We start from the raw sequence: 19,274 nt of genomic DNA, 5'->3' as shown, positions 1-19,274 counted from the left end.
CACATGCACCAAGCCAAAAGCCTTTTGGGCTCCGCCACCCCCTCCTTCGAATCGTACTTTCATGCGCGCAAAGAAAAGTATGGCTACGTCTTCCTCGGCACACGCTACGGAAATGCGCAGCTGCCGCAGGTCGAACTCGCTGATATCCTTCGGGATAAGAAGCGCAACCTACTCAAGCAGGGCTTCACGGCACGTTTGCGGGAGGCCATTCAGCAGCGGCTAGAACGCCAGGAGCAGGTATTGCTCTTCCAAAATCGGCGTGGCTATGCGCCCTACCTGTCTTGTGATGCCTGTGGCTGGGTGCCCGAATGTGTGCAGTGCGATGTGAACTTGACCTATCACCAGGCCATTGCCAGCCTAAACTGTCACTACTGCGGGTTTAAAGATGGACTTCCCGCGCAGTGCCCTGCCTGTGGAAGTGCCAAGCTAAGCCCGGTAGGGCTGGGAACGGAGCGCCTGGAAGAGGATGTGAGCTTGCTCTTTCCAGAGGCCCGCGTGGCACGTATGGACCTGGATACCACACGCTCAAAATATGGCTTCCAACAGCTTCTGGAGGAGTTCGCGGCGGGACATATCGATATCCTCGTGGGTACGCAGATGATTACGAAGGGCTTAGACTTCGAGCGTGTCACGCTAGTGGGGGTGATGGATGCCGACCGCATCTTGAACTTTCCGGATTTTCGCTCCAGTGAACGGGCCTTTTCGCAGCTTTTACAGGTCGGCGGACGGGCCGGGAGGAGGGAGAAGGCGGGTGAGGTCATCATCCAAACGCGCCGTCCGGATCATCCCCTGTTCCAGTGGGTGATCGGCTCGGACTACCATGCACTCTATCTGGAGGATATGCGGATCGCCAAAAGTATTTGTACCCGCCCTTTGTGAAGCTCATCCGCATTTCGGTGCGCCATAAGGAGCAGGTCTTAGCTAAAAAAGGAGCCGAGTACCTCCGGAATCTGCTGCAGGAGGTTCCTGTACAGAAGGTGGTGCTAGGACCCGAAAAAGCCCTGGTGGGCAAGGTCCGGAACTACTACATTTTCGAGCTGCTGCTCAAATTAGAGCGGCGCCATGAGGCCAACCAAGAGATGAAGCAGGCCCTGCAGCAGCTGGTGGAGAGCATGCAGCAGCAGCGCGAATTCCGGAATTTACGGATTTTAATCGATGTAGACCCCCAGTAAATGCAGTCGCGACAGCTTGGCTGGTGACGGCTTATGGTGTCTTAGTTTTTGGTGGCTTAGTTTTCTTTGGCCGGGAGGCCTTCGCGAAGCCAGTCGGATACTTTTCGGGCAAGTGCTTTTCGGCTGTAAGCGTTTAAACTTTCGGATAGGGGGCGGATAGCTTGTGGACTAAAATCACGTAAAAAACCTTGGATTTCCGTACTTTGGCTGTGTAGAAATACCTTTCCAGCGCCCGCTGCACGAAGGAGCTCTGCGCTGTCTCCTTTGGGGTCCCCCAGTGCCAAAACGGGTCGGCCCGTTGCCATGTATTCAAAGAGTTTTCCGGGGATATTTCCCTTGGCATTCGCGGACTGCGTGAGGATTAGCAGGAGCAAGTCCGCCTGTGCGTAATACTGAAAAACCTCTTCATGCGCCACATAGCCCACCAGGTGTACCGTGGCAGCGAGGGCGGGATGTGCCTCCAGAAAATCTCGGAGTGCTGCGGAGACTTTGCCCACGAAATACACCTGAAAGCGGGGTGCCTCCGGGGCTTGCGAAAGGGCCAGCAGCGCCTCTAAAAAGGGGAAAGGGTTTCGGATCGCATCGATGATGCCGGTGTACACGATGCGAATGGGCCTCCCAGGCTTCACATCAGCAGGCGTGTACAGAGAAGCAGGAAAGTCCCGCGGGTCAAAGCCATTGGTGAGAAGGGATACGGGGCGACCGACGCGTGCCTGCAGCTCCTGCTGAAAGGTGGGGCTAATGGTGCACACACGGTCCGCTTCGCGGCAAACTGCAAGCTCCAGCCGGGCATGTTTTCGGCGGGCAAAGGGGAGCATCGGGAGCTGCTGCAAAAACTCCCACTGGGTCCAAGGGTCGCGGAAATCAGCCAACCAGTAGGCCTGCGTTTGAGCCTTTATCCGGCGGGCGATTAGGTGCATGCTGTGTGGTGGGCCTGTGCTGATAAGCGCCTGTATGCCTTCGGCTTTTACGAGCGCGGTACCTTTGGCCGAGGCGGCCTGCACCCAAGACACGCGGGGGTCTGGGATGAACAGATTCGCACGGATAAACAGTGCTGCCCGTCCCAGTAAGCCGTGATTTTTTTCCTCCAAAACAGCCGCTGCATCTCCCCCTTTTTGGCCCCGAAGGCGGCGCCAAAGCTGGTAAGGCTCCCGTATCGGCAGGGGATGTACCTGAATGTCAGGGTGGATGTCGGCCAGCAGCTTGGGGTCGCGGAGGTGAAAGTCAGGATTTTCGGGGCAAAGCACGTGGACCTGCCAACCCATTTCTTGTAAAAAATAGCTCATTTTCAGCCAGCGCTGCACGCCCGACCCGGCCGAAGGGGGCCAGTAGTAGCTAATGAGTAAAATTCCAGGTTTTTTCATCGAAAATATGCGCGTACAGAGGAGTTCGTGTGCGAATTTTTTATACATTAACCCCCAAAATTACATAAAAAGGCAGGCGGAAAAAACTTTTGCTCAGATGCAGGCGATTTTGCGCGTTAAAAGTTGCGAGAAAAAGAATTTGGCGGCTTAACAATCTGAATGCAAGTTCGTTTCGTTTATGCTTTAAATCATGACGTATGAGAAAAACCTTTTCCTGGTGGACAGCGGGGCTGATGGCCCTATTCGTGGGGATGGGAGCCTGTATGCCTCCCGAAGATGAGACAGATAATCCGGGACTATCCGTGCCGGGGATTAATCAGGAGATTTATCGGCTGATGCAAGATTTCTACTTCTGGGAGGACGAACTTCCCGTGGTAACTGATTTCGGTCGTATTAACGATAACGATGCGTTTCTACGTAGCCTACGCTTCGAGCCGCTCGATCGCTGGTCCTATCTGACCACACGCGAAGCCTTTGAGGCTGCCTTTACCGGGCAGGCGAGTGGCGTACATGGCTTTGGCTTTCAGCTTCAGGAGCAGCCGAGTGGAGACTTTAAGATGTTCATCGCCTTTGTGTTCGCGAATGGTCCTGCCGGACAAGACGGTTGGCAGCGTGGCTGGGAAGTAACGCAGATCAATGGCCGTCCGATCATGAGCTACCGTACGGCGAACGGTTTTGATTTTCAGCTGGGGCCGAATGTGATCGGCAGCACGAATAGCTTTACCTTCCGCCTGCCTGACGGCACGGAAACTACGCGTACCATCCGAAGAGATGCCTTCCAGACGAACTCTGTCTTGCACCAGGAGGCTTTCGAGCTGGCGGGTAAAAAAGTGGGCTACTGGGTATATCATTCTTTCCGTGCCACAGCCGGTGAGACCCCCACTCGCAGCTTAGAGGTGGAAGACAGTTTTCAGTTCTTCAACCAAGAGCAGGTGCAGGAGCTGATCATCGATCTGCGCTATAATGGAGGCGGATCGGTGGCAGTTACCGAACAAATCTTGAATTTCCTCGTGCCCCAGGCGGCTGATAATCAGGTGATGTACACGGTACAGCATAATCAGCCGCAGCAAAACCGAAACCGTACGGTCAATTTCCGTCGCCGAGGGAATCTGCAACTTCAGCGGGTTATTTTCTTGACCAGCCGCAGCTCGGCTTCGGCATCAGAGCTACTCATCAACTGCCTCGAGCCGTATATGGACGTGGTCTTGATCGGCGACAACACCTTTGGAAAGCCTGTGGGATCCTTCACCCTCAGTGGCTTCAGCAGGCCCCTGCAGCAGCGCGGCTTGGAACTGGTTCCGATTACCTTTGCGACCACAAACGCCACGGGCGTCGCGGATTACTTCGATGGACTTCCCGCTGACTTCTTCGTGGCAGATGATCCTAGCCGCAACTGGGGCGATCGTCAGGAGGCACGCTTTCAGGCAGCCTACAGCTGATCAGCACGGGGGCTGTGCAAGCGGGTGCACGGAGCAGTTATCGCCCGCCATTTTGGGAGATGATCGATCACTTCAGTGGCTTAGAGCAAGAGTTTCTGCACTTTTAGTGCCCAAACAATAAAAAATAATTTCATACCATAACTCTAATATCAGGGAGGCAGGTGCAAGCGGCTTCCCTTTTTTATGTTACTTTTTTCGGCGGTTTTTCAGGTATTCGGCGTAGTCTGGAATCAGCGTATTATGGCCGCTAGCCAAAGCCACATGCTCGGCGGCCGGCAGGGCTTCTATAAAGTAAGCCAAGTTTTCATAGGTAACCATGCGGTCGAAGTCTCCCGTGACCAGGGTAACCGGAATCGGCTGCCGCCGAAGCTCAGCCAGTATGGCTTGGATATCCGGCCTTAGCTTCCGAAAAACGGACCAGGTGAAGTACACTTGCGCGCGCTTGGTGCGGGTTTCCATTTGGGTGTCGATAAATTTCACAATGCTTTTATCCAGCAGACCGATGCGGCGAAGTCCGTGCATCCAGGTGAAAAAACGGTTGGGGTCCAAAACAGTTCGCTTAAATAGTCCCTCGAAAATGCCGGGAAAGTTGCTGATGTTGTACCAAAAACCTGTTTTTATCCCGTCGGGTGCTAATAGGGTAAGGCTGAGTACCTGCTTGGGGAGCTCTTGGTAGCTGATGAGGCTAAATTTTCCCCCCATACTGTAGCCGACTAGATGGAAGGAGTTGAATTTTTCTGCGGCCATCAGCTGCTGAAGTATGGCGGCCCAGTCCTTTGGGAGCAGCCGCTTGGAGGCCTTACTCCAGCTGCTTAGGCCATGGAAAAAGAGATCGATACTGATGTAGCGTTCTTCTTTTCCTCGGAGACTCAGGAAAGCGTGGAAAGCGTGTTGGTTTTGGCCGAAACCATGTAGGAGTAGGGTGACTGTACCGCTGGCAGGCCCATGAACGCGGTAGGCCAGGCGCCCGAGGGAGCAGGTTAAAAATCGCACAGGTACGTCAGAAAAGGGCTGTGGCATCGGCTTAGAAACTTTTTTTAGTAATTTAGTTTCCTTTGCCCGAAGGGCAAAACCTTTTACAAAAAAAAAGCACCTACGCATGAACGCAGGTGCTGGCATTTGACGGGGGGCAAGGGGCCGAAAATTAACCCCTACGCCCTCCTACGCTATTAAGCATGCTCTTTTAGGAAGGAAGTGAACATCCAGTGCTTCAGTTCGATGCTTTTGATAAAGGCGACGAGCATATCTTCCGTGGCTTTATCACCGAGTTCTGCCACTTTTTCAGCAGCATCATTCATGTTTTCGGCGAGCACCTCGAAGTCACGTAATACTTCGCGCACCATATCATGGGGGTGCAGGTCTGTGCCTACTTCCTTAATGTCAGCTACTTCCAAGTAGTCGCGCATCAGGCTCAGTGGTGTCATGCCAAAGACCCGTACGCGCTCAGCCACCAAGTCGATGTTTTCCATGGCTTCGTCGTAGAGCTCCTCGAATTTTTCATGTAGCTCGAAGAAATCTCCACCTGTCACGTTCCAGTGGAAATTACGTAACTTCTGATAATGCACGTGATAATTCGCGAGCAACTGATTCAGTGAGGCTACGATTTTATCTGTTTCTTCCCTATTATATCCTAATTTTTTGAATACGCGTTTTTCAGCGGTTCCGTTCGTGTTCATAGTTGTGTTTGTTTAGTAGTTATCGTTTGGATTGATTTTAATTCCCGCTACCGCCAGGTCTATTTGGTGCGTGTCGAATGGAGACTCCAAAAAGCGAGCTCCAAATTCCGCGATTAAAATAGGTGTTTTCAGACGGGAGGGGTCACGATGCAGGAGGTCTAGAAGATCCTGGTCGCTAAACGAAGCAGATGCTATTTCTTCCTCATAGCGATCATGCTGCTTATCGAATAATTCGATGATAGGCACCCCTAATTTGGTGGCCAGCTCCGCAAAATGCCGCTGTGTCAAGGGTGTTTTGGCCACATTTACCTCATTCATTGTATGCTGATCTAAGGCAGTGGCATACCCAAAAGCTTCTCGATCCTTTAGATCGTCTGAATGGTATAAAAACTTGATTTCTTGATGACCTAAGTCAAACATGGTGTAAGTGGTTTAGTGTTTACATGATTATTAACGGGGTCTGATTTCCTTTTGTTTCGAGTTTAAAGCGTATATCTGTAATTTAGACACCTATTTAGTTTCATTAAAAATAAAATAATTGCTAAATTTAGGCATTCCTATAGCTAAACCAATTTTTAAACCCTTAGTAGTTAATTATGAAAGTATGCGTTAACCCCTTGCCATTCCGTCGATTTTCCGTTTTGGCAACCTGTGGCCTTCTCCTTTTCGGTGGCTTGAGTTCGTGTCAGGAGTCTGAAGATGTTCTTCCAGAGCAAGAGCAGGAGGCACGTTTTATTCGCTTACCCAACTTCAACTGGGAGCGTGGGCACGTCGCCAACCTGACCCTACAGGGAGACCGCCTGTTGTACTCGAACGCCTTACGCCGGGATTCTTTAGTGCAGCAGGCACTCAAGAGCAGTTTTCATTGCGTGCCTTTGATATGCGTTTCGGTCAGGCGCATGGAGAGTTTTTATCGATAGGTGCACTAGACACGCGCGCTAGCTTACTGGCCATCGCAAATGAAGACTATAACAGCTTGGATGTTTTGCGCTTGGATGCCCTAACTATTCCCGATCATCCCGCTAACTATCAGTTGAATCCAGGCTGGTTTGGGCTGCCTTCTTTTGGTGTCCAGGGGAATGTGGTGCTTTCCAGCTGGGTGGATCCGCTCGGAGGCTCTTCTTTGGAGGACCGCGTCTTTTTAGTGGAGGTGGATGCTCAGTCAGGGCGCTTGCCTGTCATTAATCAGGAAGTTCCTGTGATGAACAGAATACTTCTGCAGTACCGTTTCGAAGATATGCCGATTACCGAGCTCTATTCGGTTTTCGCTCTGGAGACGGGCTGGCTGATATCAGCTGGCGTGGCGGGCCGTCAGAGTAGTTTTCTACTTACGGAGACGGGTGAGGTGACGCCTGTATTCGAAGATTTACGTCGTTTTGTTGTTTTAGGTACAGATACCTTTACCGATGGCAGCCGTTTGGTGCTGAGTGAGGAAGGGCTTTTCCGCTCTGCCTCCGGCAATGTCCTAGACCTGGAGCCTATGTTTGCGAACAACACGCTGCGTGGTGTGCGCGTAGTGGAGGATCGCATCCTCGTTTGGACGGGTGTCGATGAGTTGTTTGAGCTAGAAGGTCAAGGAGAAAGCGCTGTCCTCACCCGTTTGAATACAGAAGGCTTAGAAAATTTACAGCTTACGGATGTGGCCTTATTTGACGGTTTTGTGCACATCGCCACGCGAAATGGTCTTTTCAAGATCGCGCAGGAGGAGTTTTGGATGCCAGCGGAATAAACGTTTTTTTAATGGTTGATGGTAAATGGTAAATTGTTAATTATTTAAACGCGGAATATGTGAGGACGAAAACGGGAGAATCCTTAAATTTCGAGCGGCATGGCGGCGGATTTTGGGGTAGTTTGGCGGCTTTAGCGTCAAGTAAGAAAGACGATAAATCCGCATCAACGCAGGACAATTAACGTCATCAACCATTCACCATCAACCATTCACCATCAACCATCAACCATTCACCATTAACCATTAACCATTCACCATTCACCATTCACCATCAACCATCAACCATTAACCATTAAAAAATTACCTTTCTTTTTCCAGCAGCAAAACCACTCGGCGTCCGCCCTGTTTCTCGCAGAAAAAGACGATTGAAGTTACTTAAATTGCTGAAGCCTGCGCTTTGTGCTACTTCGGCTATGGTGAGTTCTGGCCGCTCGAGGAGGCAGGTTTGCGCAAAGGCGATACGCAAGGCAAGCAGCACCTTGCTGAGGCTTTGGCCGGAGGCCTGACCTACAAAACGACTAAAAGCCGCATACTGCATGCCGATCTCCTCCGCCAGCTCCGCCAGCTCAATGCCCGTATCGAAGCCCTGAAGCAAGCGCTCATAGACGCGTAAAAGCCGTGGCTCTTGGTGAAAGGGAACCAGCCAACGGCGATCTTCCGTCGCCAGCAGATCGGTCGAGGAATCCGAAAGGGCCTGCTGCCAATCAAATAGCGCCTGAAAAAACTGGAGCTGGGGAAAGGCGGCGGGCTGGGCTTCCTCTAGCCAGCCGGGAAGGTCGAGTAGGCGGACGAAGCGCTCCTCCGAATACGCTATGCGACGGGCCCAAAGTGCTTGCTCGCGGGCCTGTTGGGCCAAAGGCTGTAAGCTCGCACCCCACTGCGGGAGGCTAAGCAAGGCCTCATCACTGACCTCGATGAGATGCAAGGCCTGCACGGCTCCCATGTTCGTTTGCTTTCCTTTTTGTTCGTTTGCTTTCTTTTTAGGGGGTAAATCACTTTCTTTTTCTTTCTTTTGCTTTCCTTTTAAGGGGTTTTTAAGGAAAATAGAAAGATTTCGATCACAAACGAACATACTGTCCTCCCGCAGTACATGGAAGCGACCGCCTACGAAGAGCCAGTAGGGGCCGGCGGGACAAAACAAAAAGCGCAGGCCAGCACCTGGAAGTCCTGGGAAAAGTAGGAGGCCTCCTCGAGAGGTTCTTGCCGGTACAGTGCCGGAAAAAAGGGACGGGAAGGGCGAGTAAAAGCTGACATGCAGGTATGTTTCTTGATGCGAAGATAGGATTTTCGCCCTGAAGCGCCATGCTTCGAGCGCAGGGAGCGGGATTTATCTTTACAGCTATCTTTATTTAGCTGAATAGGCTCGGGATATCCTTGCCCCTTCGGACAAATCCTCGTAGTTTCGAAGGCTAAGGAACACCTAACAACGAACAAGGAATTCAGCGCCTATGCAGGAGCAAAGACAAAAAGTAGAGCGTCTTCGACTGATACGATTAGGCCCTTTCGGGCAAGAGCAGCCTGGACTTTTTCTCGGCGGCAGCGCGCATCTGCTCAAAGGGGAGCAGCTACCGGGAGGGGATTATGGGGAGTCGTTTTTTCGTGCAGGAGGTTTCCGCTGGTTGCGGGAGCGCTTGGAAACAGGAGCCATCTGGACGGAAGCAGCGGCGGCGACTTTGCGCCTCGGCGCACCGGTAGCGCGTCCTTCTAAGCTCATCGCTGTGGGCCTAAATTATGCTGCACATGCCGCTGAAGTGCAGATGCAGGCTCCGGAGAGGCCGATTTTGTTTATGAAAGCCAGCACCTCCCTCTCAGGTCCTTTCGATGCGATTCCACTGCCTTTAGGGGCTGAAAAACTGGACTATGAAGCTGAGCTGGCCGTGGTCATCGGGCGAGAGGGGATCGCGATTCAAGCACAAGAGGCGGCTGCCTATATCGCAGGTTACAGCATCCTGAATGATGTCAGTGAGCGTGCATGGCAGCTGGAGCGTAAAGGGCAGTGGGTGAAGGGCAAAAGCTATGATGGTTTCGCACCTATGGGACCTGTTCTGCTAGAGCCAGCGCGGGCAGCTGAAAACGAGCGTTTCGAGGTGCGCACTTGGGTGAATGGTAAGCTACGGCAGGAGGCCAGTACAGCGCAGATGCTACTGGATGTGCCGGCCTTGATTGCGGAAATTTCAAGCTACATGCGTCTTTTACCAGGAGATATCATCGCTACGGGAACTCCAGCAGGAGTAGGGATGGGCCTACAGCCTCCGCGATTTTTACGCGCCGGTGACCGTGTACGCATGCAGCTGAGTGGGCTAGGCGAGATGGAGCAAGAGGTGCGTTCGGTGCTGCCGATTTCGTAGGTGCCCAGTGGTTTAATGCATCAGCTCGGGATTCACTTTTGGTAATTCTTTGGCGCTAGCCAAACGCTTACTCAGGCTATGAAAACGGTAAAGAAGTCCGCAGGCGGTCAAGCTGAGCCTGTCAAGAGGCCATACCAGACGCCTTTTTCTTCCATGCCGAGGTGGAAGGCAAAGAAATAGCCCAGCGGCAGGCCGATCACCCAGTAGGCGATCAGTGTCACGATGGTGGGAATTTTAACGTCCGCCATCCCGCGCAGTGCCCCTAGGCCCACGACCTGTATGCCGTCCGAGAGCTGGAACATGCCGGCGATGATAAGTAGGCTGGCGCTCATCTGAATGACCTGCTGATCGTCGATGTAAAGCGATGGCAAAAACTCCCGCAGCAGGATCAGGCAGACGGCAGATAAACTCATAAAGGCGGCGGTCATCAGGAAAACCGTGAAGCCAGCATCACGCAGACCGGGGATGTCCCGCTGTCCCAGCTGGTTCCCTACGCGCACCATGGCTGCGGCAGAAAGTCCTGAGGCCATCATGTAGCTGATGGAGGCCAGGTTAATGGCAATCTGATGGCTGGCTAGGGCATTCACCCCGATCCAGCCCATCATAATGGCGGCGGTGGAGAAGGCTCCTACCTCAAAGATAAATTGAAAGCCGGTGGGGATGCCGATTTGGAGCATTTTGCTGACCATCGGGAAGCTGAAGCGCTCAAAGCGAAAGTTGATGTGATACGTTTTATAGCGCGGCGACCACCACACGTAGTAGGCGATCATCAGGGCCATCAGGATGCGGGAGATGAGCGTGGCCCAGCCGGCGCCATTTAGTCCCAGCTCTGGGGCGCCCAGTTGCCGTAAATCAACAGCCAGTTCAGGAATACGTTGAGCGCATTACAGACTAGGGTAATGTACATGGCTTGCTTGGTCTGGGAGAGGCCTTCGGTGAACTGCTTGAAGGTCTGGAACACCATAAAGGGCAGTAGCGAGAAGGTGATGATGGCCAGATAGGGTATGGCCATTTCCACGACAGCTTCTGGCTGGTTCAGGTGAAGCAGCAGTGGGCTGGAGAGTAAAATAAAGAGGAGCAAAACGATCCCTGCACCTAAGTTGATGACGAAGCCATGCCGGAAGAGGCGGGCGATGCGTTTATTGCGTCCGCGCCCATCTGCCATCGCTACCAGGGGTGTGATGGCCATGGAGATTCCGATTCCGAACATCAGCACCACGAAGAAAATACTGTTGGCGAGAGAAGCCGCTGCGAGCGGTTCTGCCCCCAGTCGGCCCACCATCATACTGTCAGCCACGCCCACGAGTACCTGCCCGAGCTGGCTGAGCATCACGGGGTAAGCGAGTAAAAATGTTTTGGAGCTATGCTGCCTAAAGTTCTGAATACCAAGCATGTTGATCTTATATAGCGTAATCGCGGGCTACGCGCAGCAGCCCACATACGGAAATAGCGTCTGTAATTTTTCCTTCGAGGACCCACTGTACGGCTTCCCGCAGGGGGAGTCGGCGTACCTGTAGGATTTCGGTTTCTTCTGCCTCGGGGGTGCCGGCATGTAGCCCTTCGGCCACATAGATCAGGCCCACTTCGTCGGTGGCGGAGTTAGAGGTATGCACTTCCATGAGCAGGGTCCAGCTGTCCGCTGTCAGACCGGTTTCCTCTTTTAGCTCTCTTTTGGCGGCGCGCCAAAGGGGCTTCTTCTAAGGGGCCACCTCCCATAGGAATCTCCCAGGAATAGCCCTCCGTCGTGTAGCGGTACTGCCCTACCAGGTAGGTGTAACCCTCCTCATCGATGGGCAAAATGCCGATCGCGCGGTTTTTAAAACAGACCTTGCCGTATTCGGCGGGTTTTCCGGCAGGATTCAGTACCTGATGGTTTTCAACGCGGATCCAGGGATTTTCAAATACGGTTTTTTTTTCCTGGCAGATCCAGGGATTTTCTTCTTTTGTCGGTGCCATAGGGTCAGGGGTTCCAGTACTGCGGTAGGGGCGCAGTCCTTTCGCCCTGCAAAAGTACATAAAAAAAAAGCATGATCGGGAGACCATGCTTGTGTGGGTGCGCGCTAAGCGACTTTTATGCAGGAATAGGTAATACCTTAGAATCCTTAAAAGTGGAAAGAATCACCATGGACTGCATGGAATCTACCTCTTTAATTTCGGAAACCTGCTCGAGCATCAACTTCTGGTAGGCAGTGATGTCTTTTGCAATAATTTTTAGAATAAAATCGCCAGAACCGGTGATGTGATGGCATTCGATAACCTCTTGGATGGTGTTAATTTCCGTCATGAAGGCATCGATATTAGCTTTATTATGTCCGATAAGGGTCACGAGTACGAAGGTACTTACCCCGAGGCCGATCTTTTCTGGATCTAATTTCGCATGATAGCTACGGATGATTCCAGATTGTTCTAATTTCTTAACGCGCTCTAGGGTGGGAGCCGGTGAAAGCCCAATATCTTTCGAAAGCTGCGCATTGGTTATTTTCGCATTTCCCTGTAAAATTTCTAGTATTTTACGGTCGATTTTGTCAAATTTTACTCTTACGCTGTTATCCATAGATGAAAGTATTTACAGAATAATATCTTGTACAAAGTTAGGTATAATAAATATTATTTTAAAGCAATCGGAAAGAAAAAGGTGTGTAAACACGAAATATTCTTGTTCGTACCTGCACTCCAGCAAAAGCATTCAGGGTAATGTAAGCCAATAACTATGCCAATTCAAATATTCTCCTGCTGAACTTCTTTGGTAAACGGGAAAAGCGTTTCAAAGTTTATTCTTTTTAATAAAATTTCGTGCTTCCTTATGGGCGGGATGCTTTCTTTTGGCAAACTTCTTCACCTGATTAAAATAGGACTTGGCCTCGTTTTTTTTGCCTCGGACGTGGCGATTTTTCCTAAGGCCAGTAAACTGTAGAGGTAGTAGCCACTTTCCTGTGCCTCAGACTCTTCTCCGAAGGCCAGTGTGCGCTTGTAATAAGCTTTCGCCTGCGGCATGTCATTTCTGCGCTCGTAGTACTGCGCGATATAAAATGCGGCATAACGCCCGCTATTGGCCTCATAACCGGTCTGCTTGGCATCCAATCGGCGGAGAATTTCTTCAGACACCTCCTTGCACTCGTACCATTTTCCCACCGTATAGAGGTTGCGCGCATGGGAGCGATGAAAAAAGGCATTATTCGGATACTTATCCATTAGATAATCCGTAATCGCCAAAGATTTAAAGGGGCTGCCCTCCGCATTTGCATACAGCATGTATAAAAAATACTGCGCTTCTACCCGGGAATAGAAAGCATTATTGGCCACATATTCCAGCAGCTCGATTCCTTTTTCCTTATTGCCCTTTGGGAAAAAGGCGACTACGGGTTTCAGCAGGGGATAATTCTCTGGAATCCAGACGGAGTAATAATTAAACAGCGCATCTCCTAGCACCAGCTCTGGACTCATTTCCTCATCGCCATCTTTACTCAAGTTGAGGTATTTGAGCGCATTTTTTCCTGCTAGCGTGGCCTTCGTCCAGGCCCTGCGCTCCGAATAGAGCCGCCCTTGAAAACCATAGGCTGCCGCCAAAAAGAAGGTGGCCTCCTTATTTTCAGGGTCCCGCTTGAGTAGGCTCTTCGCTTTTTCGATCACCACATCCATCTGCCCGACGAAGCGATCGTCATAGCGCTCATTATCTAAATCGGGTAAAATTTTCCACCAGCTGCTAAGCCCCTGTAAAAAATAGGGCAGTGGATGCTCCGGGTACTCGTACTCCAAAACTTTAAATCCGCGATCTGCCTCGCGGAAATCAAAATTATACAGGCTATTTACATAGCGGGTGATTCGAAACTGCAAGCCTTTATCCAAAAGCAGGTACTCGCTGCGATTCTCCACGCTGTCTAAGGCTACAGGAGCAGGCTGTGCGAAAGCAAGGGCTCCCAAAAGGAGCCCCCATAGCAAGAAAAAACCAAAACGTTTTTTTATCATAATGCTTGTTCGATATCCGCGATGATATCGTCCACGTGCTCCAAGCCTACCGATAAGCGTATCAGGCCTGGCGTGATTTGGACACGCTCTCGCTCTTCGGGACTCAACTTACTGTGAGTCGTAGAAGCAGGGTGTGTGACGATACTTCTGGCGTCTCCCAGATTCGCAGTAAAACTGATCATTTTCAGCCGATCGATAAAGGCCGCCGCCGCTGCTGCTCCTTCCTTCAGATCTAAAGTTACTATACCCCCACCATGGCGCATTTGTTTCACGGCCACCGCATATTGTGGATGACTTTCTAAAAACGGATAATTCACCCGATTTATTTTGGCATGCCCCTCGAAATGCCGCGCTATTTTTAGGGCATTCTCACAGTGGCGGTCCATTCGTACCGCTAAGGTCTCCATACTTTTATCCAGTATCCAGGCATTAAAGGGCGAGATGGAAGGGCCCGTATGCCGGGCAAAGAAACGTACCTGTTCGATCAGCTCCTTACTTCCTAAAATCAATCCCCCCAGCACGCGACCCTGTCCGTCGATAAATTTGGTAGCACTATGCGTGACCAAATGGGCACCCCATTTCGCCGGCTGCTGCAGATAAGGTGTAGCGAAACAGTTGTCCACCACCAAAATAAGCCCATGCTCCCGTGCAAAGTTCCCCGCCCATTCTAAGTCGATTAATTCCAATCCTGGGTTTGAAGGAGTCTCTAAAAAGAGCATCTTGGTGGTCGGCTTCAGGAGAGCGGCCCAGTTCTTATAATCTGCAATGTCCCCATAGGTGGAGGTAATCCCCCAGCGCGGAAAGACGCGGGTTAGCAGCTGGTGCGTGGAACCGAACAGGGAGCGCGAGGCTAAAATATGGTCGCCCTGGCTAAGCAGTGCGGCGATACTTCCGAACATCGCGGCCATGCCTGAAGCGGTCACCATGCCATCCTCGGTGCCTTCTGCTAAGCAGACCTTTTCGAGCAGGGAGCTGGTGTTCGGGTTCGCATAGCGGGAATAAATCTGCCCTTCCTGCTCCTCCGCAAAGAGGGCTCGTGCTTGCTCGGCGGAGTCGAAAGTAAAGCTGGAAGTGAGATGGATGGGACTGGAATGTCCTGCTGCATTAGAAGGCTGCGCGCCTGCGCGAATCGCCTGTGTTTCGAAATGTGCCATAAATTCAGGGTTCTTACGTAATCGGTATAAAGACCATCGCCCCGTGCATCTATAGCGCATTGACCCGTTTATAGTTCCCGGATAGGGGGCAGGATGTGGCACCTTGGACGCGAACGGCCGGTTGCCAGAGGGTCATGGAGCCTGTTCTCTCGCCTCTTCTTTATAAAGGTGTAAACTTCTTTTCCTACAAAGAAAGCGCTTGGAATCCAGAAAACAAAATCCCTGTAGCTTTCCCTCCTGCTTTCCCTGCTGCTTTTTCATCTTTGGCCTTCGGCCAAAAAAAAGGACTTAGTCGTTAAACTGATTCATGGCGTGCACGATCCCGATGCTGCCGAAAGCTTCGATCATGGCGATGGCACGGTCCATATGTTCGGGCAGGGCGTCGATTTCTGCCTGCGTCCAGCGTCCAAGGACATAGTCCACCTGTCTGCCTTCGGGAAATCATCTCCTATCCCAAACTTTAGCCGGGGGTAATCTTGGCCTCCTGTAAGCGCCTCGATGTTTTTTAGCCCATTATGGCCTGCTGCGGACCCCTTGGCGCGCATGCGTAATTTGCCGAAAGGCAAGGCCACATCATCTACCACCACCAAGACATGGGCTTTCTCTATTTTCAGCTCCGCCATCCAGTGGGAAACGGCTTTGCCACTCAGGTTCATGTAGGTCGTGGGCTTGATGAGATGAAACTGCCGGGATTTATAACTAAAGTGGCTGTAAAAAGCATGGCGGCTTGAGCTCCAGCTGCACTGATGCTTGTCTGCGAGGCGGTCTAAGGTGAGAAAACCGACGTTATGGCGGGTCAATTCGTACTCTGGGCCGATATTTCCGAGGCCAACGATTAAGTATTTCATGAGTGATGAGGGGGTGAGTGGCGGCCGGCTCCTGCTATCGGCCGGAAACAAGACATCCTGCCACAGCGTAAATACTGGGCAGGATGTAGGTAATTTAGGGAGAAAAAGCTTATTCAGCTGATTTCTTACCACGAAGTGCTCTTGGAATACCGATCGTAGCGATGGAAACGTTCGGGCTAGTAAGAATTTCGAAACCTTCTACTGAAAGTTCAGAAACTTTTACGGACTTGCCAAGGTCTAGGTGCGAAATATCCACATTGATTTTATCAGGAAGATTGCTCGCTAGGCCTTTCACCTTTAAGGTACGGGCTTTAATTTCTAGCTTACCCCCTTTTTGGATACCTGGAGAGCTCCCTACGATATTTACAGGGATGTCCATCTTCACAGGACGGTCTTCGCTGAATGCTAAGAAATCTGCGTGCAGAAGAACTTCAGATACCGGGTGGAACTGTGTGTCCTTGAGAAGTGCCTTGATTTTCTGACCTTCGATGTTTAATTCTACTAAGTGTACATCCGGCGTGTAAACAAGCGGGCGGAAAAGAATCGCAGGTGCATAGAAGTGAATCTGCTCTTCGATACCTGGTCCGTAAACCACAGAAGGAACTTGACCGTCTTCTCTAAGCTCTTTTAAAGTAGCACTGTCGAGATTTGCTCTTTTAAACCCTATAATCTCTAAAGATTTCATAGTAAATAAGAATAAGTTATAAATAAATTAAATAAAGAGTGCACTGATAGAGGAGTTGCCAGTCACTGCATGAATCGCCTTAGCGAATAAATCAGCAACGGATAACACCCGAATTTTACTTGATTCCTGAACCAGCGGAATGGTATCGGTGATGACCAGTTCCTCTAAAACAGAGTTGTTAATATTCTCATACGCCTTTCCAGACAGCACCCCGTGTGTGGCGATGGCGCGAACCGATAAGGCACCTTTTTCCAGTATGATTTGTGCCGCACGGCACAATGTCCCCGCCGTATCCACTAAATCATCGATAAGTACGACATCTTTGCCCTCTACATCTCCGATAACCTGCATGGAAGCGACCTCGTTTGCGCGTTTTCGATGCTTGTCACAGACGACCATCTCCACCGCAAAATGCTTGGCGTAAGCACGCGCACGCGCTACTCCTCCTACATCTGGGGCGGCGAAAATCAGGTTATCCCGGTTCAGCCTCTCCAAATAGGGCACAAAGATAGCGGAAGCATTCAGATGATCCAAAGGAATGTCAAAAAATCCTTGGATTTGTCCGGCATGCAGGTCACAGGTCATGATGCGGTCTGCACCTGCAGAGGTCAAAATGTTGGCCACAAGCTTAGCGGCGATCGAAACCCGAGGGCGGTCTTTTCGATCCTGACGCGCATAGCCATAATAGGGAATGACAGCGCAGACCTTGTAGGCGGAAGCGCGCTTTGCGGCATCGATCATCAAGCAAAGCTCGAGTAAGTTATCAGCGCTCGGGTTAGTCGACTGGATAAGAAATACGGTGCAGCCACGAACAGATTCATTAAAGCTTGGCGACATTTCCCCATCACTGAATTTGGAAAGGGTCAAGTCACCTAATTTTTTCCCATAATGCTTGGCGATTTTTTCGGCTAAAGGGAGACTATTCGAACCGGCAAATAATTTGACCTCGGTCATCATTTTATTGGTATTAAGGTTGTAAAAGGCATCTGCTTATGGCATACAAAGGTAGCCAAAAAGCCTGCATTAGGAAACGATTTTTTCGCTTACGCCTAATTATTACGCCAATACCAATTTTTCTTCTTTTAGCAGCACTAGCTCTTCGTAGCGGTCGAGCTCCAAACAAAAGTCGATATCTCCTTCGATTCCGTGGTTCTGCAGGCGCTTGGCATGGGAGCTTGCGCCAAAAAGCCTTTCAAGTCCTCTTTTACGGCTGCATAGAGGGTTTTCATGGCCAAACTGCTGTCGCAAGCGGGCGTATGGCTTTCCGAAAGTGCCTCCACTAGCGCACCCGCATAGAGGGCGTCCTCGAGGTTATAGTTGCCTTTCCAGCCTGCACAGACGATGAGTACGTCGGCATCTTGTGTGCGCAGGTGGGCAGCTGTGCGGCGCAAGTTCATAAAAGCCCGATGAGGAGTTCACGTGCCCCTTCGCGGAATTTTTCGATCGCCAGCGTGCCATTGGTGGTGGTCATACTGAGTTTTTGGCCTTTAAAGGCTTCCTGCTGGAAGGCCAAAGGGCTATTTCCCAGGTCAAAACCGGGAATAATGTGGCCATTTCGCTCTCCGGCGGTGAGGTATCCTTTGGCGCCAAGCGCTCGGCACTCCTCCTGATCGGCCACAGGAATGATGTGGTCCACCCCTTCGCAGAGGGCCGCGACCATGGTGCTGCTGGCGCGGAAAATGTCCACCACCACCACGATGCGGCCACTTACCTCATAGAGCTCCCGCAAGGCGGGTGTGAGGCAAATGCTTACTGTCTTCATGCGTCTTTTTTATAGAGGGGCAACTTAGTTACGGTCACGGCCAACTGCTTCTGGCGGATGCCCACGCGAAGTACTGTGCCTGGCTTGGCATAGGCCGTCTCCACATAGCCGAGTCCGATGCCCTTGCCTAAGCTAGGAGACTGGCTACCAGAGGTGACGCGCCCGATGGTTTCTCCGGCCTCATTTAGCAGGGGATAACCACCACGGGGGATGCCTTTTTCTTCTAAAATAAATCCGATCAACTTCCTCGTGACGCCGGCTTCTTTTTGTGCCAGTAGCGCTTCGGAATTAATGAAGGGCTTGGTAAATTTAGTGATCCAGCCCAGGCCGGCTTCTAGCGGAGAGGTGCTGTCGTCGATGTCATTCCCATAGAGGCAGTAGCCCATTTCCAGGCGGAGTGTGTCCCGTGCGCCTAGCCCGATCGGCTTGATGCCATGCGCCTCACCCGCCTCGAAAACAGCTTTCCAGAGTGCCTCAGCATGCTCATTTTTTACGTAGAGCTCGAAACCTCCTGCGCCCGTGTAGCCTGTGGCGGAGATGATGACCTCAGGGATTCCCGCCATGCTGCCCACGGTGAAGTGGTAGAATTTAATGCTGCTCAGGTCGATTTCAGTTAGTTTTTGGAGGGTGGCTGTGGCCAAAGGTCCCTGCACCGCAAAAAGGGAGTAGGCGTCGGAGGCATTTTCTAGGTCCGCACCCATGGAATTATGGCCGTTGATCCAGGCCCAATCTTTATCGATGTTAGACGCATTCACAACGAGCATATAGCGCGCCTCTTCCATACGGTAAACGATGAGGTCATCTACGATGCCGCCAGTTTCATTCGGGAAGCAGCTGTACTGTGCCTGGCCGATGCTGAGGGTGGAGGCATCGTTAGAGCATACCTTTTGGATGAGGTTCAGCGCTTCTGGCCCGCTCACGAAAAATTCGCCCATGTGGGAGACGTCGAAAACGCCTACGCCACGGCGTACTGTATGGTGTTCTTCGAGGTCTGAGCTGTAGCGGACGGGCATGTTAAAGCCTGCGAAGGGCACCATTTTGGCGCCGAGCGCCTGGTGCAAAGCATCTAAAGCGACGGTTTTAATCGCTGTTTCCATATTTGGGTCTGTTTAAGTTTTTAGGATCGTTTTA

Annotated in this window: 19 protein-coding genes, 3 pseudogenes and 1 riboswitch; of the genes and pseudogenes, 6 read left to right on the top strand and 16 right to left on the bottom strand. The window is 51.4% G+C overall.

The features are described from left to right. Positions 1–3 precede the first annotated feature (3 nt). Together priA and A3SI_RS22340 are read left to right on the top strand one after the other, a co-directional pair. Positions 4–879, top strand: a complete 876-nt coding sequence (priA, locus tag A3SI_RS22345) for a replication restart helicase PriA (protein WP_316929103.1) — start codon at positions 4–6, stop codon at positions 877–879. Further along, a complete protein-coding gene (locus tag A3SI_RS22340; protein ID WP_009054599.1) occupies positions 876–1,172 on the top strand; it encodes a hypothetical protein in 297 nt (98 codons plus the stop codon). The genes priA and A3SI_RS22340 overlap by 4 nt, the downstream gene beginning before the upstream one ends. A gap of 56 nt (positions 1,173–1,228) precedes the next feature. Here A3SI_RS22340 and A3SI_RS06760 read toward each other — a convergent pair whose 3' ends face one another. Next, positions 1,229–2,536 (bottom strand): glycosyltransferase family 4 protein, encoded by a 1,308-nt coding sequence (locus tag A3SI_RS06760; protein ID WP_009054598.1) that lies wholly within the window; start codon positions 2,534–2,536, stop codon positions 1,229–1,231. 197 nt (positions 2,537–2,733) lie between these two features. Here A3SI_RS06760 and A3SI_RS06755 point away from each other — a divergent pair, with 197 nt between their 5' ends. Beyond that, positions 2,734–3,975, top strand: a complete 1,242-nt coding sequence (locus A3SI_RS06755) for a S41 family peptidase (protein WP_009054596.1) — start codon at positions 2,734–2,736, stop codon at positions 3,973–3,975. A gap of 186 nt (positions 3,976–4,161) precedes the next feature. On the opposite strand, the gene A3SI_RS06750 is transcribed toward A3SI_RS06755, so the two are convergent. The 3 genes from A3SI_RS06750 to A3SI_RS06740 form a co-directional block, all read right to left on the bottom strand. Beyond that, positions 4,162–4,995, bottom strand: a complete 834-nt coding sequence (locus tag A3SI_RS06750; RefSeq protein ID WP_238531631.1) for an alpha/beta fold hydrolase — start codon at positions 4,993–4,995, stop codon at positions 4,162–4,164. Positions 4,996–5,144: 149 nt separating this feature from the next. Further along, entirely contained in the window at positions 5,145–5,651 is a 507-nt protein-coding gene (locus A3SI_RS06745; protein ID WP_009054591.1) for a Dps family protein, read from the bottom strand. Positions 5,652–5,663: 12 nt separating this feature from the next. Beyond that, positions 5,664–6,071, bottom strand: coding sequence for an arsenate reductase family protein (locus tag A3SI_RS06740; protein WP_009054589.1), 408 nt, complete (start codon positions 6,069–6,071; stop codon positions 5,664–5,666). Positions 6,072–6,247: 176 nt separating this feature from the next. Between A3SI_RS06740 and A3SI_RS18840 the strand changes: the two genes are divergently transcribed. Beyond that, positions 6,248–6,571: a hypothetical protein gene (locus A3SI_RS18840; protein WP_162098426.1), complete on the top strand. Its 324-nt coding sequence runs from the start codon at positions 6,248–6,250 to the stop codon at positions 6,569–6,571. Beyond that, positions 6,517–7,380, top strand: coding sequence for a hypothetical protein (locus A3SI_RS06735; RefSeq protein WP_009054587.1), 864 nt, complete (start codon positions 6,517–6,519; stop codon positions 7,378–7,380). The genes A3SI_RS18840 and A3SI_RS06735 overlap by 55 nt, the downstream gene beginning before the upstream one ends. Before the next feature lie 292 nt (positions 7,381–7,672). Here the strand turns inward: A3SI_RS06735 and A3SI_RS17260 are convergent, their stop codons facing one another. Continuing rightward, positions 7,673–8,521 carry a helix-turn-helix domain-containing protein gene (locus tag A3SI_RS17260; protein WP_050977425.1) on the bottom strand — a complete coding sequence of 283 codons (849 nt, stop codon included), beginning with the start codon at positions 8,519–8,521 and terminating at the stop codon, positions 7,673–7,675. Between the two features lie 307 nt (positions 8,522–8,828). Between A3SI_RS17260 and A3SI_RS06720 the strand changes: the two genes are divergently transcribed. Then, on the top strand, positions 8,829–9,728 hold the full coding sequence (locus A3SI_RS06720) for a fumarylacetoacetate hydrolase family protein (protein ID WP_009054583.1): 900 nt from the start codon (positions 8,829–8,831) through the stop codon (positions 9,726–9,728). A gap of 12 nt (positions 9,729–9,740) precedes the next feature. On the opposite strand, the pseudogene A3SI_RS06715 reads toward A3SI_RS06720, so the two are convergent. The 11 genes and pseudogenes from A3SI_RS06715 to gcvT all read right to left on the bottom strand — a co-directional run bounded on the left by A3SI_RS06715 (position 9,741) and on the right by gcvT (position 19,240). Beyond that, positions 9,741–11,121 (bottom strand): annotated as a pseudogene (locus A3SI_RS06715) (MATE family efflux transporter). Between the two features lie 7 nt (positions 11,122–11,128). Beyond that, positions 11,129–11,353, bottom strand: a complete 225-nt coding sequence (locus A3SI_RS22335) for an NUDIX hydrolase (protein ID WP_316929109.1) — start codon at positions 11,351–11,353, stop codon at positions 11,129–11,131. Continuing rightward, a complete protein-coding gene (locus A3SI_RS22330; protein ID WP_009054581.1) occupies positions 11,328–11,684 on the bottom strand; it encodes an NUDIX hydrolase in 357 nt (118 codons plus the stop codon). Before A3SI_RS22330 ends, A3SI_RS22335 begins: the two co-directional genes overlap by 26 nt. 115 nt (positions 11,685–11,799) lie before the next feature. Beyond that, on the bottom strand, positions 11,800–12,282 hold the full coding sequence (locus A3SI_RS06705; protein ID WP_009054580.1) for an Lrp/AsnC family transcriptional regulator: 483 nt from the start codon (positions 12,280–12,282) through the stop codon (positions 11,800–11,802). Between the two features lie 281 nt (positions 12,283–12,563). Continuing rightward, positions 12,564–13,694 carry a hypothetical protein gene (locus A3SI_RS06700; protein ID WP_009054579.1) on the bottom strand — a complete coding sequence of 377 codons (1,131 nt, stop codon included), beginning with the start codon at positions 13,692–13,694 and terminating at the stop codon, positions 12,564–12,566. Next, complete coding sequence (locus A3SI_RS06695; protein ID WP_009054578.1) at positions 13,691–14,848, bottom strand: trans-sulfuration enzyme family protein; 1,158 nt, start codon at positions 14,846–14,848, stop codon at positions 13,691–13,693. Before A3SI_RS06695 ends, A3SI_RS06700 begins: the two co-directional genes overlap by 4 nt. 65 nt (positions 14,849–14,913) lie before the next feature. Further along, positions 14,914–15,017, bottom strand: a riboswitch (SAM riboswitch). A 119-nt stretch (positions 15,018–15,136) separates the two neighbouring features. Then, a pseudogene (gene pth / locus A3SI_RS06690) lies at positions 15,137–15,696 on the bottom strand (aminoacyl-tRNA hydrolase). Between the two features lie 109 nt (positions 15,697–15,805). Then, on the bottom strand, positions 15,806–16,381 hold the full coding sequence (locus A3SI_RS06685; protein ID WP_009054576.1) for a 50S ribosomal protein L25/general stress protein Ctc: 576 nt from the start codon (positions 16,379–16,381) through the stop codon (positions 15,806–15,808). Between the two features lie 27 nt (positions 16,382–16,408). Beyond that, entirely contained in the window at positions 16,409–17,335 is a 927-nt protein-coding gene (locus A3SI_RS06680; RefSeq protein ID WP_009054575.1) for a ribose-phosphate pyrophosphokinase, read from the bottom strand. Positions 17,336–17,437: 102 nt separating this feature from the next. Then, a pseudogene (locus tag A3SI_RS06675) lies at positions 17,438–18,143 on the bottom strand (2-phosphosulfolactate phosphatase). Then, entirely contained in the window at positions 18,140–19,240 is a 1,101-nt protein-coding gene (gene gcvT / locus A3SI_RS06670; RefSeq protein WP_009054572.1) for a glycine cleavage system aminomethyltransferase GcvT, read from the bottom strand. The pseudogene A3SI_RS06675 and the gene gcvT overlap by 4 nt, the downstream one beginning before the upstream one ends. Between the last annotated feature and the right edge of the window lie 34 nt (positions 19,241–19,274).

Origin of the sequence: Nitritalea halalkaliphila LW7, from assembly GCF_000265075.1 — a bacterium.
Taxonomy (GTDB): domain Bacteria; phylum Bacteroidota; class Bacteroidia; order Cytophagales; family Cyclobacteriaceae; genus Nitritalea; species Nitritalea halalkaliphila.
Note: the sequence above shows the minus strand (reverse complement) of the source record. Positions and strands in the feature narration are given on the sequence as shown.

Excerpts from the sequence above, each read along its gene's own strand:
- A3SI_RS06745 (WP_009054591.1), bottom strand. The coding sequence starts at position 5,651 with ATGAACACGAACGGAACCGCTGAAAAACGCGTATTCAAAAAATTAGGA.
- A3SI_RS06700 (WP_009054579.1), bottom strand. The coding sequence starts at position 13,694 with ATGATAAAAAAACGTTTTGGTTTTTTCTTGCTATGGGGGCTCCTTTTG.
- A3SI_RS06720 (WP_009054583.1), top strand. The coding sequence starts at position 8,829 with ATGCAGGAGCAAAGACAAAAAGTAGAGCGTCTTCGACTGATACGATTA.
- A3SI_RS06740 (WP_009054589.1), bottom strand. The coding sequence starts at position 6,071 with ATGTTTGACTTAGGTCATCAAGAAATCAAGTTTTTATACCATTCAGAC.
- priA (WP_316929103.1), top strand. The coding sequence starts at position 4 with ATGCACCAAGCCAAAAGCCTTTTGGGCTCCGCCACCCCCTCCTTCGAA.
- A3SI_RS22330 (WP_009054581.1), bottom strand. The coding sequence starts at position 11,684 with ATGGCACCGACAAAAGAAGAAAATCCCTGGATCTGCCAGGAAAAAAAA.
- A3SI_RS06755 (WP_009054596.1), top strand. The coding sequence starts at position 2,734 with ATGAGAAAAACCTTTTCCTGGTGGACAGCGGGGCTGATGGCCCTATTC.
- A3SI_RS06680 (WP_009054575.1), bottom strand. The coding sequence starts at position 17,335 with ATGACCGAGGTCAAATTATTTGCCGGTTCGAATAGTCTCCCTTTAGCC.
- A3SI_RS06685 (WP_009054576.1), bottom strand. The coding sequence starts at position 16,381 with ATGAAATCTTTAGAGATTATAGGGTTTAAAAGAGCAAATCTCGACAGT.
- A3SI_RS06705 (WP_009054580.1), bottom strand. The coding sequence starts at position 12,282 with ATGGATAACAGCGTAAGAGTAAAATTTGACAAAATCGACCGTAAAATA.
- A3SI_RS06760 (WP_009054598.1), bottom strand. The coding sequence starts at position 2,536 with ATGAAAAAACCTGGAATTTTACTCATTAGCTACTACTGGCCCCCTTCG.
- A3SI_RS06695 (WP_009054578.1), bottom strand. The coding sequence starts at position 14,848 with ATGGCACATTTCGAAACACAGGCGATTCGCGCAGGCGCGCAGCCTTCT.
- A3SI_RS06750 (WP_238531631.1), bottom strand. The coding sequence starts at position 4,995 with ATGCCACAGCCCTTTTCTGACGTACCTGTGCGATTTTTAACCTGCTCC.
- gcvT (WP_009054572.1), bottom strand. The coding sequence starts at position 19,240 with ATGGAAACAGCGATTAAAACCGTCGCTTTAGATGCTTTGCACCAGGCG.
- A3SI_RS18840 (WP_162098426.1), top strand. The coding sequence starts at position 6,248 with ATGAAAGTATGCGTTAACCCCTTGCCATTCCGTCGATTTTCCGTTTTG.